Annotated in this window: 12 protein-coding genes; 10 read left to right on the top strand and 2 right to left on the bottom strand. The window is 36.0% G+C overall.

What is annotated here, in order from left to right; all coding sequences use genetic code 11:
- The first annotated feature begins 3 nt into the window (after window positions 1–3).
- The 9 genes from KJR31_RS04365 to KJR31_RS04325 all read left to right on the top strand — a co-directional run bounded on the left by KJR31_RS04365 (window position 4) and on the right by KJR31_RS04325 (window position 9,178).
- Window positions 4–342 carry a YlbF/YmcA family competence regulator gene (locus tag KJR31_RS04365; RefSeq protein ID WP_214262244.1) on the top strand — a complete coding sequence of 113 codons (339 nt, stop codon included), beginning with the start codon at window positions 4–6 and terminating at the stop codon, window positions 340–342.
- 89 nt (window positions 343–431) lie between these two features.
- Window positions 432–1,715, top strand: coding sequence for a 3-phosphoshikimate 1-carboxyvinyltransferase (gene aroA / locus KJR31_RS04360; RefSeq protein WP_214262243.1), 1,284 nt, complete (start codon window positions 432–434; stop codon window positions 1,713–1,715).
- Window positions 1,708–2,184, top strand: a complete 477-nt coding sequence (locus KJR31_RS04355) for a shikimate kinase (protein ID WP_214262242.1) — start codon at window positions 1,708–1,710, stop codon at window positions 2,182–2,184. Before aroA ends, KJR31_RS04355 begins: the two co-directional genes overlap by 8 nt.
- A complete protein-coding gene (pheA, locus tag KJR31_RS04350; protein ID WP_214262241.1) occupies window positions 2,181–3,029 on the top strand; it encodes a prephenate dehydratase in 849 nt (282 codons plus the stop codon). Before KJR31_RS04355 ends, pheA begins: the two co-directional genes overlap by 4 nt.
- Window positions 3,026–4,363, top strand: a complete 1,338-nt coding sequence (locus KJR31_RS04345; protein WP_214262240.1) for an LCP family protein — start codon at window positions 3,026–3,028, stop codon at window positions 4,361–4,363. The genes pheA and KJR31_RS04345 overlap by 4 nt, the downstream gene beginning before the upstream one ends.
- Before the next feature lie 138 nt (window positions 4,364–4,501).
- Window positions 4,502–5,347, top strand: coding sequence for a LicD family protein (locus KJR31_RS04340; protein WP_214262239.1), 846 nt, complete (start codon window positions 4,502–4,504; stop codon window positions 5,345–5,347).
- A complete protein-coding gene (locus KJR31_RS04335; protein ID WP_214262238.1) occupies window positions 5,331–6,296 on the top strand; it encodes a glycosyltransferase family 2 protein in 966 nt (321 codons plus the stop codon). The genes KJR31_RS04340 and KJR31_RS04335 overlap by 17 nt, the downstream gene beginning before the upstream one ends.
- A gap of 8 nt (window positions 6,297–6,304) precedes the next feature.
- Window positions 6,305–8,452 (top strand): LicD family protein, encoded by a 2,148-nt coding sequence (locus KJR31_RS04330; RefSeq protein ID WP_214262237.1) that lies wholly within the window; start codon window positions 6,305–6,307, stop codon window positions 8,450–8,452.
- 3 nt (window positions 8,453–8,455) lie between these two features.
- Window positions 8,456–9,178: a LicD family protein gene (locus KJR31_RS04325; protein WP_214262236.1), complete on the top strand. Its 723-nt coding sequence runs from the start codon at window positions 8,456–8,458 to the stop codon at window positions 9,176–9,178.
- 54 nt (window positions 9,179–9,232) lie between these two features.
- Here the strand turns inward: KJR31_RS04325 and KJR31_RS04320 are convergent, their stop codons facing one another.
- Together KJR31_RS04320 and KJR31_RS04315 are read right to left on the bottom strand one after the other, a co-directional pair.
- Window positions 9,233–10,594: a ComEC/Rec2 family competence protein gene (locus KJR31_RS04320; protein ID WP_284444655.1), complete on the bottom strand. Its 1,362-nt coding sequence runs from the start codon at window positions 10,592–10,594 to the stop codon at window positions 9,233–9,235.
- Between the two features lie 156 nt (window positions 10,595–10,750).
- Window positions 10,751–12,229 (bottom strand): oligosaccharide flippase family protein, encoded by a 1,479-nt coding sequence (locus tag KJR31_RS04315; RefSeq protein ID WP_214262234.1) that lies wholly within the window; start codon window positions 12,227–12,229, stop codon window positions 10,751–10,753.
- Window positions 12,230–12,353: 124 nt separating this feature from the next.
- Between KJR31_RS04315 and mecA the strand changes: the two genes are divergently transcribed.
- Complete coding sequence (mecA, locus tag KJR31_RS04310; RefSeq protein WP_214262233.1) at window positions 12,354–13,091, top strand: adaptor protein MecA; 738 nt, start codon at window positions 12,354–12,356, stop codon at window positions 13,089–13,091.
- Window positions 13,092–13,116 lie beyond the last annotated feature (25 nt).

Raw genomic sequence — 13,116 nt, 5'->3', positions numbered from 1 at the left:
ATTATGTCAAACATTTATGATAGTGCAAATGCACTTAGTCGCGGGCTACGTGAGTTGCCTGAATACAAGGCCGTTAAGGAAGCTAGAGATGCCATCCAAGCGGATGCAGAAGCTAGTAAGATTTTTGCGGATTACATTGCCTTTCAGCATGAAATCCAAGTCATGGCGCAAACTGGTCAAATTCCAGATGCTTCTTTCCAAGGAAAAATGGAAAACTTTGGCAAGCAGATTCAAGGTAACTCTCTCTTGTCAGAATTCTTTGCTAAACAGCAACAACTTTCTATCTACCTTTCTGATATTGAAAAAATTGTCTTTGAACCAATATCAGAACTTTTAAAATAAGAATTTACCTCATAAAGTCAGGAATTTTTAAGAAATTTCTGACTTTTTATGATAAAATAAGAAAAAGTATTGTCAGTATGAGGACTAGTATGAAGTTAAAAACAAACATTAAACACTTAAATGGTAGCATTCGCGTGCCAGGGGATAAGTCCATCAGTCATCGCTCGATTATTTTTGGAAGCTTAGCTGAGGGAGAAACCAAGGTTTATGATATCTTGCGTGGTGAAGATGTTCTCTCAACCATGCAAGTATTTCGTGACCTCGGTGTAGAAATTGAGGACAAGGACGGTGTCGTTACCATTCAAGGTGTTGGGATGGATGGATTGAAAGCACCTCAGAATGCCCTGGATATGGGGAATTCTGGGACGTCTATTCGTTTGATTTCAGGTGTCCTTGCTGGTGCAGACTTTGAAGTAGAGATGTTTGGAGATGATAGTCTTTCTAAACGCCCCATGGATCGTGTGACCCTTCCTTTGAAAAAAATGGGAGTGACCATTTCTGGTCAAACAGATCGAGACTTGCCACCATTACACTTAAAAGGAACAAAAAACTTAAGACCAATTCAATACGAATTGCCAATTGCTTCTGCCCAAGTCAAGTCAGCCTTGATTTTTGCAGCTTTGCAGGCTCAAGGCCAGTCACTCATTGTCGAGAAGGAGTGCACTCGTAACCATACAGAAGATATGCTGCGTCAATTTGGTGGAGACTTGAGTGTCGATGGGAAGAAAATCACTGTCCAGGGGCCACAGAAACTAAGTGGACAAAAGGTCGTGGTTCCAGGAGATATTTCTAGTGCAGCCTTTTGGTTGGTCGCTGGTTTGATTGTCTCAAATTCTCGTGTAGTGCTTAAGAATGTTGGTATTAACGAAACTCGTACAGGGATTATCGATGTTATCCGCGCTATGGGTGGAAAGTTAGAGATTTCTGATATTGATCCCATTGCTAAATCTGCAACCTTAACTGTTGAAACTTCAGATTTGAAGGGAACAGAAATTGGTGGAGTCTTAATTCCACGTTTAATTGATGAATTGCCGATTATCGCGCTCCTTGCTACCCAAGCTCAAGGTCAAACAGTTATCAAAGATGCAGAAGAACTCAAGGTTAAAGAAACAGATCGCATTCAAGTTGTCGCAGATGCTTTAAATAGCATGGGAGCAACTATTACTCCTACAGCAGACGGCATGATTATCAAAGGGAAATCTGCCCTCCATGGAGCCAAAGTCAACACCTTTGGAGACCACCGTATCGGTATGATGACAGCCATTGCGGCTCTCTTGGTTGCAGATGGAGAAGTTGAATTGGATCGAGCTGAAGCTATTAATACTAGCTATCCTAGCTTCTTTGATGATTTGGAGACTTTGATTCATGGCTAAGGTTCTATTAGGATTTATGGGTTCAGGGAAAACGACTATTGCTAGAAAGCTGGATTCTGACTTCGTAGATATGGATGCCTTGCTTGAAGAACGATTAGGTATGTCGATTGCTCGTTTCTTTGAAGAAAAAGGAGAAGCAGCCTTCCGTCAAGTGGAATCAGAAATTTTAGCTGACGTACTCAAAACGGACCAAGTCGTGTCAACTGGGGGAGGAGTAGTTATTTCTTCAAGAAATCGGGACTTGCTCAAACAAAATCTAGATAATATCTATCTAAAAGCAGATTTTGAGACCCTTTACCAACGAATTTCAGCCGATAAGGATAATCAACGTCCACTATTTTTAAAGAATAGCAAGGAAGAATTAGCTGCAATTTTTAAAGAAAGACAGGCTTGGTATGAGGAAGTCGCTAGTGAGGTTGTAGATGTATCAAGTTTAAACCCAGATGAAATTATAGAGGAACTGAAATGAAAATTGCCTATCTAGGTCCCAAAGGATCTTTTTCGCACCATGTAGTGCAAACGGCTTTTCCTCATGAGGAACTAGAGCCATTTTCAAATATTACAGATGTTATCAAGGCCTATGAACAGGGATTGGTAGATTATTCAGTAGTGCCAGTTGAAAACTCCATAGAAGGTAGTGTTCATGAAACCTTGGACTATCTTTTTCATCAGGCTCGAATTCAGGCTGTAGCAGAGATTGTTCAGCCCATCCATCAACAGCTAATGGCAGTGCCAGGCCAGTCTAGAATTGAAAAAATCTTTTCTCATCCACAGGCATTGGCTCAAGGGAAGAAATTTATCGATGAACATTATCCGAATGCTCAATTAGAAGTCACTGCCAGTACAGCTTACGCTGCGCGGTATGTTTCCGAACATCCGGATCAACCTTATGCAGCTATTGCTCCCAAGAGCTCTGCTGAGGAATATGGATTAGAATTAGTCGCTCAAGATATTCAAGAAATGGAAGCTAATTTCACGCGTTTTTGGGTTTTGGGACCTAACTTACCACAAATCCCCTTGAATGCAGATTCTGAAAAGATGAGCCTAGCCTTGACCTTGCCAGATAATCTACCTGGTGCATTATATAAGGCTCTATCTACCTTTGCTTGGCGGGGAATTGACTTGACGAAGATTGAGAGTCGTCCTCTAAAAACAGCACTGGGGGAATACTTTTTCATCATTGATGTGGACTATGCTGATAAAGAACTGGTCCACTTTGCTCAAAAAGAATTAGAAACGATTGGGATCCAGTATAAAGTACTCGGGGCTTACCCTATCTACACCATCAAAGACCACGGAAAGGAGAACCAATGAATAGAGAATATCCACTCACTCATCATGAAAAACTACGTTATGACTATCTCTTGAAGAATATTCACTATCTAAATGATAAAGAAAAGCGGGAGTTTGCCTTTTTACAAGCTAAATTGGACAAACCGCAACAAGAAGTTCGTCAGGTTTATCGTGAGGACTTGGAAGAATTCGAGGATTTGGAAGAACTCCCTCAAGAAGAATCTAATATAGGCCTTCCAACTTATGGCAAAAGAAGTCGCAGCTCTCGACGCAATGTGCCAAAGCAAAAAGTTAAGAAAGAAACAATCAAGAAGCCCAAAAAGAAAAGAGTTTTTCGATTTAAACGGATACTTGCTTGGCTAGGAATGCTGTTGCTTTGCGCAGTATTGGGAATGATTTTTATGTTCCTGAAAGGTTTTCAATCAGCCAATCCTAATAGTTCAAATAGATCAAAAGATGCCAAAGCCGCTCAAGTTGAAGTCTTTAATGGACAGGATACAAGAGATGGTGTCAATATTCTTATTTTAGGAACAGATGGCCGTATTGGTCAGAATAGTGCAGAAACACGGACCGATTCTATTATGGTTCTTAATGTAAGTGGCAAAGATAAAAAGCTTAAACTTGTAAGCTTTATGCGTGATAATCTAGTTTACATTGATGGCTATAGCCAAGTCATCAATGGTCAGAAACAAGTTGACCACAAGTTGAATTTAGCTTACGAATTGGGTGAACAAGAAGGAAAACAAGGGGCTGAAATGGTGCGTAAGGTCCTTAAAGATAATTTTGACTTAGATATCAAATACTATGCCCTTGTAGATTTCCAAGCTTTTGCGACTGCCATTGACACGCTTTTCCCTGATGGAGTGACCATTGATGCTCAGTTTTCAACTCTAAATGGAGTTCCAGTTACAGAAGCGACAGTTGGTGATGACTTGCATGCGACAGAAACAGAATCACCAACACAAACTATTAAAGCCGGAACGCAACAAATGAACGGATCCACTCTTTTGAACTATGCCCGTTTCCGTGATGATGATGAAGGGGACTATGGCCGTACTCGTAGACAGCAACAAGTCATGACTGCTGTTTTACAGCAAATTAAGGATCCTACAAAACTATTCACAGGTTCAGAAGCACTTGGTAAAGTATTCGCCATGACATCTACAAACATTCCTTATACCTTCTTATTGACCAACGGATTATCCGTACTTGAAGGAGGTCAGAACGGTATTGAGAGAATTACAGTACCTGAACTTGGAGACTGGGTAGATGACTATGATGTCTATGGAGGACAAGCACTCCGAGTGGATCAAAAAGCTTACCAGAATAAACTGGCTCAAATGGGATTCAGATAATAAATTAAAATCAAAGCTTGAAACATCCAACTAAATGGGTGTCTCGGGCTTTGATTTTTCACATAATCAGATGGATTTTTTGGCTATTTTTATGGTATAATGAAATGATGTAATTCTATAGAAGAGGATGAGAATGAGATGAGTGATTTAAAGGCAATTCAAGCCCGTAGCTTAGAAATGGCTGAATATTTTGTCGCCTTTTGTAAAGAACACGACTTGCTCTGCTATTTATGTGGGGGAGGAGCTATCGGAGCCTTACGAAATAAAGGCTTTATCCCTTGGGATGATGATTTGGACTTCTTTATGCCGCGAAAGGACTATGAAAAACTAGCAGAATTATGGCCTCAATATGCCGATGAGCGTTATTTCTTGTCAAAGAGTCACAAAGACTATGTGGACCGTAACCTCTTTATCACCATTCGAGATAAGGAAACAACTTGCATCAAACCCTATCAGCAGGATTTAGAGCTTCCTCATGGACTGGCTTTGGACGTTCTTCCCTTGGACTACTACCCTAAAAATCCAGCAGAGCGCAAGAAACAGGTCCGCTGGGCTTTGATTTATTCTCTATTTTGTGCACAAACCATTCCAGAAAAACATGGAGCTCTCATGAAGTGGGGTAGTACCATTTTACTAGGGTTGACTCCTAAATCGCTTCGCTATCGTCTCTGGAAAAAGGCTGAAAAAGAAATGACCAAGTATGGACCAGCTGAAAGTGATGGCATTACAGAATTATGCTCAGGTCCAGGCTACATGAAGAAAAAATATCCAATTCAAGCCTTTGAAGACAACATCTTCCTACCTTTCGAAGGAACAGAAATGCCTATTCCAGTTGGTTATGACGCTTATCTTAGCACAGCTTTTGGTGACTATATGACACCACCGCCTGCAGACAAGCAAGTACCTCACCACGATGCCATAATAGCAGATATGGATAAGAGTTATACAGAATATAAGGGAGAATACAATGCAAGAAAAAATTAGTATCATTGTTCCTGTATACAACGTAGAAAATTATCTTGAACGATGTGTTGAGTCGATTTTAAAGCAGACTTATACCAATTTTGAATTGCTTCTTATTAACGATGGTTCGACAGATAAAAGTGGTGAACTCTGTGATGAGCTAGCACTGAGAGATCAACGAATTCGAGTGATTCATAAAGAAAATGGTGGTTTGTCTGATGCTCGAAATAGAGGAATTGATGAAGCAAGTTCAGATTTAATTGGCTTTATTGATAGTGATGATTATATTGATGAAGATATGTACGAAACGCTCTACCGTCAATTAAGAGAGTCAAATGCAGATTTATCAATGTGCGGACACTACGATGTCTTTCATCAGATTCCTGAAAAACAAGTTTCAGAGATTAAAACTTGGAACCTTTCTTCAGAAGAAGCTATAAAAATGGTTATGGAAGCAAAGGTCTTATCAGTTACTGCTGTTAATAAATTATATAAAAAAGAGCTCTTTAATCATTTAAAATTTGAAGTTGGAAAAATTGCAGAAGATGCCTTTATTATGATTCGTTTACTGGATCAATGTCAGAAGGTTGTTGCGACTAATGAGAAGAAGTATTATTATGTCCATCGTGAAAATAGTATTACTACACAAAAATTCTCATTAAAATTTTTAAATGTGATTGAAGCCTATGAGCAAAATGCGAATATAATAAGAGAGCACTATCCCGCAATTGCTGATGTTGCAACGATGCGTTTAAATTGGGCGTATTTCTATGTTTTGGATCGCTTATTAGTCGATTCAGATTTTAGGGATAAGGCTTTAGAAGATAAATTGATAGCTTATCTGAAAAAGAATAGTATGAATATTTTACGTGATAGTAGATTCACCAATGCTAGAAAAATAAGTTTTTTAGCTCTACTATTCAGCAGAAAACTTTACACTAAGATTTTACTTCGTCAACATAACCGTTAGGAGAGAAAATGATTTCTATTATTGAGAAAAACTATTTTAAAATTAATCTGGTATTTTTATCAGTCATATCTTTTTATTGTATGGCGGGACTCATTGTTCCCCTTCAATTCATCTCTGCAAATAAATTTGTTACCCTAGGTATGACTCTTTTAGGAGTTTTATTAGGTTTATATAATTTCTTTGTAAAGAAAGCTTATTTATTTGTTAGAAAAATTGAGTACTTAATCATCTTTTTTGCCATGAATATTATCACAAGCTTACTGGTGATGAAGTATGGTTTTTCAACAAATATCAAGAACTTGGTAGTATTCTTTATTTATTTCTTTGCTATTTATCCAATTTTTCAAAGCTTTAGTAAAGAAAAATCTCGAATTTTGTTTGACTTATTCTTTTCTGTAATTACTGTTTCAAATACTGTTGGGGTTTTCTTTTCTCTTGTTCAATTTTTTATGTTAATTGGATATAGAGTCTTTGATTACAAAGGTTTGTTGATTCGTCAAGGATTCGTTGAATCACGCTTGTTTGGTATTTTAGCAAGTCCCAACTATCTTTCGATTATTTCCCTAATCATCATTATCTATTTATGGATGAGACTTTCTGTTTTCAACAAAATTGTTAAAACTCTAGCCATTTCTTCTATTGTTTTAAACTTTGCCTATATAGTTCTATCAGGTTCAAGAACGACATATATTTGTTTAGTGGTAGCAGCATTTCTTTATTCTTTGATAAAGTTTGAATATAGCAATAAGGCTAAATCATTTGTCACGGTATTATTAACAGTTGGGCTAGTATTTTTATCATATAACGGTGTAAAGTATAGCAGTGATTTGTATTTAAAAGCTCATTCTGCAGAAATTCAACTCAATAAAGAAAAAGGTGAAAACAATAATTTAACCTTGGAGAGAACGGATACTAGCGAAGAAAATATCTCTAATAATCGCTTTGCTATTTGGCAATCAACAGCTTCGTTCATTCCAAAGAGACCATTATTTGGTTACTCAGCAGGTAACTGGTATGAGTTAGGGAAAACTTATGATGCAAGTGCATATATCATTAAAGAGCATTACTTGACTCACAATGGATACTTAGAACTACTTTTCTATAATGGTATACTTGGTTTCCTACCTTTTGCTGCTTTCATGATTTCATTTATCTGGGCCAGCATCAAGAAATTCCTAAAAGACAAAAAGGATAAGATAACAGATAATGAGCTTGTTTCTGGTCTACTTATGACGGTTGTTATCTTAATTTCTAATTTGTTCTTGAGCTCAACTCTCTATGGTATTTCATTGTTGGGTTGTATTCTATTTCTAATCTCAGGCTATTATTTTTCTGTTATTTCTAAAAAGAGAGATGGATACAGAAGACTATCTGAAGAAGAGATCAAAGAAGTAGAATTAGGAGTGATGGATTACATTCATAATCTCTGTCAAAAAGAGAATATTAATTATTCTTTGGCTTATGGAACTCTATTAGGATCCGTTAGACATAAGGGGTATATTCCTTGGGATGATGATGTTGATATCTCTTTGAAACGTGATGAGTATAATAAGTTATACCAAGCAGTTCTACGGGACAATGATCCTATCTATAAAGTTGTTTCTTGGGAAAATGACGCTCGCTATCCTTATCCATTTTATCGAGTATATGATGCACGTACAGTTTATGAGAATAACTATATTGAAAATGATATCGATTTAGGAATTTGCGTGGATGTTTTCCCATTTGATTATTATGCTGATGTCAATAAAGAGATGGTTAAACTCGATACCTATCGCAGACTTTCTGTTTATACTCTCTATGGTATTCACAGTAAAAATGCCGGATTAAAGAATATTGTCAGATATTTATTAGTACTTGTTTTCCGTTTAACAAGAGTTAAAACTTGGAATAAAAAAATGAACCTTCTTTCAATGCAGGCTAATGATAGTGATTCTATTGATTATTTGATGGAAAATAAGAGAACTTCTACAAAATTTGAGAAGACGCTGCTTGATAAAGTAATGGATAGTCCATTCGAAGATAGAACCTACAAAATCCCTGAGGCTTCCCATCAAATCTTGTCAGCTATCTACGGTGATGATTTTATGGAAATTCCACCAGTTGAAAAACGAGTGAAACATGATGATTTTGTCGCTTATATAAAAGAGGTGTAAGACGTGTTACAATGGTTAAAAAGAAGTTTGGCGAGTCTTTTAGGGGACAAGAAGGACCTCATTAAGAACTTACCAATCATTAAAAGTCTCAATGACAAAGCGAACGTTGAATTAGACTCCAAAAGAAGTGAGTTGTTAAAAGACAACTTTGAAGAAATTCTTCAAACTATTTATAGTTCTCCTTTGAAAGATTATGATATTTGGTTGGATTTTGGGACTCTATTAGGCTTTTTTAGAGAGAATGATTTTATTAGCCATGACCTGGATATGGATTTTGGCATCATTATTCCAGATTATCAACGTTTTGTAGAGGATGAACAATATCTCTTGGAAAGAGGTTTCTCAAGAACCAAAGAATTTTACTACAATGAACAATTGGTAGAACTATCATACAGTTATAAAGGTTTGAATGTAGATCTTATTGTTTATGATAAAAAAGGGGAGACAATCTCCTCTGATACGATTTTCTTTATGATTAATGCTTTGGGAGTACCAACTCGTCATGAGGTCTATCATTACGAATTGCCATTCAGTCAATTACAAGTTGCTAACTTTAAGGGCGTAGATGTGAAAATTCCAGAGAATACAAGAGACTATATCAGTAACTTGTATGGAGCTGATTTTGAAACTCCAAATACCAATTATAACTGGAAAGAAAATCCAATCTATAAACAAGGTGATGCAAAAATGGCTAAAGTCTTTTTGATTAAATCATTTGGACACTAAAATAAATAAAAGAAATGAGCTGGATTTGATCCAGCTCATTTCTTTTATCTTTAATTATTTTTTAATGCTTCTATTTTTATATTTTTTCTTAAGTTTCAAAAAGATTAAAGCTATAGCAAGTGTGAATATAATAAATAGATAGTTTCTGTAATCTGAAAGGCTAACTCTTCCAGAATGATTCAGATGAAAAATACCAATCCATTTATTTTTACTAAGGATTCCATCATTTTCAAAATGATAACGATCCAACCACTCACCTTTAGCTGCTTTGCCATTTTCTTTAAAGTAATAGGTTTCTTTGGAATTAATTTCTTTCCAAGTGTTAGTTAGTATACCTGTATTTTTTTCAATATAGTATAGATTGTTCCCATCATCAACTAACCCTGTTTGAAGTTCTCCGTTTTGATTAAAATAAAACCAGTTTTTATCTATATATTTCCAACCAACTGCGACTGTACCAGAATCAAAAAAATAATACCAATTATCGTTGTGTTGTGTCCAACCATCTTCAGGAGCTTCATTTTTCCAATTTTTAAATTTTAGAATACCATCATTGGTATAAAATCCATAATGTGGGTATTTATCAGATACATCAGTAACATTTCCATTGTTGAATTCGAGAGAGATTGCTGCTCTATCTAGTTGTCCGGCATTTATAATGCTGATATTTTTTTGTTTAAGATATTCAGCGTATTTTTCTTCTACTGGTCTAATCCCTGTTTTTATAATTTTCTTAGGATTAAGTTTATCGACAAATTCTTTCGTATTAGATTTAGTTGTTTCTACGTGGTGATTAAATTTCATGACATCTACATGTCCAATCAAAGGTGCATATTTCTCTTCTAGATGTCTTTCAGTATTTTCTAAATCCCCTCCTAAGAAAATTTTTGTATTATTAATATTAACTATTGATAAAATTGAATTCAAATTATCATCATATACTTTCTTTAATGAGCCATCATTTTCGTATTCATTCTCATAATTTAATAAATCAATTTTTATATTTCCAAGGGTTAGGTGTGAATCTTTTTCAGAAATATCTTGAACAATGGTAGTATTTGTTTCTAGGGCAGCCTGTAAAGCTCGTTCATATCCATACAAATTATCCCAAAGTCCTGTTTTATCTGTGAGACGCTCATCACTATATTTTTTTATGTATATTTTTTGAGTAGGTATTGTTTTTAGAATATCGTGAGCTGCGCCAATATGATCGGAATGTGCATGGGTTATGATTATGAAATCGAAATTTTTAATACCTAATTGTTCAATATGAGATAATAATCTATCTTCAGTAATTGCTTTTGGATCTTTCTCAATTCCTGGTCTATCGGGGTATCTAGGGTTAGAACCGTCTGGATAAGAAAAATCATCTCCAGTATCTATCATTGCAAAATGTCCATTGCTTTCTAGTATCATGGCATCGGACCAATCAGCAACGGTTATGATATGAAGTCTATCATTTGCTAAAACTGGTTTTATTAAAGTAGCAAGGAATATAAAGATTGATATATATATATATATATATATGGTTTTTTGATCATGCTATCTCCTTATGAGTAGATTATAGTTCTTTTAATTTCTTTTAAGTTTGGCACGCACTAAATCAAGTGCATAGTGAAGGGTTTTATCCTTAATGATAAAGAGAGCGAAAGCATAATAGATAGCACATCCAGCAATTGTAGATACAACCATGCTTAGCATATTCATATTGACTGTATATGAATGAACTTGGAAGAGAAATTTAAAGATATAGTAAATTGGGATAAAGCCAAGTGACACGATTGTGTAACGAGCTAATGTTCCAAAAATTTCTTTTAAATCCAAGAGTTTATGCTTCAGAATGAAGCGGGTTTCAAGTAGAACGACGATTGCCTCAGCAATAATCGTTGTTCCGATGTAGTATGCAGGAGTAAAGATGTTGTTGAAAAGGAGTAGAGAGTTTAGGACTACATTGACACCACCACCAATAAAGTAAAAGGCTGTTAATCGGTTTTCGTGATCATTGATAAAGATGATTTGCTTTCCAAGGATTAATTCGATAGCCCAGATAATGGTTCGAAAGGCAAAGACGCTTGTAACAATTCCTGCTTCTATGTATTTATCAGAAGAATAGATAACAGTGGCATAAGTTCCTAAAACCATGATTCCGATACTAGTCGGAATTATAAGAAAGTAGAAAAGAGCTGCACCTTGGTTAACAAGATTTTTATACGAAGTGTAATCTTTTTTTCCTAAATAGTAACCAAGTCGAGGAATGCTGACATTGATGGCTCCACTGAGGACACTAGCAATCAGCATGACGATACTTGAGGCAATGGTATAGTAGGAGATGAAATTCTCGTCAGGACCCTTAGTGATGAACATACGGTCAAGCAGGGTATAGAGCATATTAGCATTTGCTAGAAGTAGCATAGTCATAAGAGGCTTAGAAGCTTTGAGAAGTTCGATGAACTCAATCTTAACAAAGGAAACCTCTCGTTTGATCCATAGGAAGCTAAGTAGATAGTTGATAATGGTTGTCGCACTCATGATTGTGGCATAAGGAACAATATCATCAGGTGTCTTAACGAAGGCGAAGATAGCAACCAACATTCCAATCCGAATAACGAGTGTTTTATAAAGGATAAATGAATAATTCTCGTAGGCTTCATTCATCCACTCGATATTCAGAAATTGGAAGAGGGCTTGGATTCCAAGGATATAGTAAAGGATTTTTAGATTGACAATACTAGTATCAAAATAAATAAAGAGGAAATAGATAGCAGTTGTTACAACTGAAGTAATGACTGAGATATAGAACAACTTAGAAAAGACATGATTAATCTTATTTTTGTCATCCTTTACTTTACTGATAGCTCGAATCCCATAATTGTAGATACCAAAAGCAGCTAGCGGAATAACAAAACTTGCCCAGGTGTTAGCTGTATTAAAGTAACCATAGTTTGATTTACTGAGAATTCGCGTTAGATAGGGATTGGTAATCAGGGGGAACACGATGTTTAAAATATTGACCAGCAAGCTAGCCAAAGCATTAACTTTTATATTTTTCATGAAATTTTCTTTCTTATATTCTAAACTAGATACTAGTATTATATCACATTCCAACGCCATTCTTTTGATAAAATCATTTAAATCTTGTATAATAGATAGAACTGAAAGTATGAGGTTACGAACTATGAAAATGAAACAAATCAGTGATACCACACTAAAAATCACGATGTCTTTAGAAGATTTGATGGATCGTGGAATGGAAATCGCAGACTTTCTCGTTCCACAAGAAAAAACAGAAGAGTTTTTCTATGCCATTCTGGATGAGTTAGAGATGCCAGACAGTTTCTTGGATACAGGTATGCTTAGCTTCCGAGTGACACCGAAGCCTGATAAGGTCGATGTCTTTGTAACCAAGTCTAAGATTGACCAAAATTTGGATTTTGAGGATTTGGCAGACCTTCCAGATATGGATGAGTTGGCGAAAATGTCTCCAGATGAGTTTTTGAAAACTTTGGAAAAAACCATGGCAGAGAAAACCAAGGAAGATATTGAAGCGATCCAATCTCTAGAGCAGGTTGAAAAAGAGGAAGAAGCAGCGATTGATGAAATTGCTGAGGTAGAAGAAGGAAAAAGAGAACCATATATCTACTACATCCTACGCTTTGACGACTTAACTAGTTTGGTTTCTTTTGCGAAAACAGTTGATTATCAAATGGAGACTTCAGAGCTTTACAAAATGAATGACCAATACTATCTAACAGTCTTGGTTGATGTAGAGGATCATCCAAGTCTTTATCCAGCTTGGTTATTGGCTCGCATGCGTGAATTTGCAGATGATAGTGATATCAGCCGTTCAGTTCTCCAAGAATACGGTCAAGTCATCATCAATCACGATGCTGTCCAAGGACTCCAAAAAGTTTGAAGTATTTGAAAAAAGACAGAGAAAT

The sequence above is a fragment of the Streptococcus infantis genome, from assembly GCF_018499575.1.
Taxonomy (GTDB): Bacteria; Bacillota; Bacilli; order Lactobacillales; family Streptococcaceae; genus Streptococcus; species Streptococcus infantis_K.
This window is presented reverse-complemented; position numbering and strand designations above follow the sequence as displayed.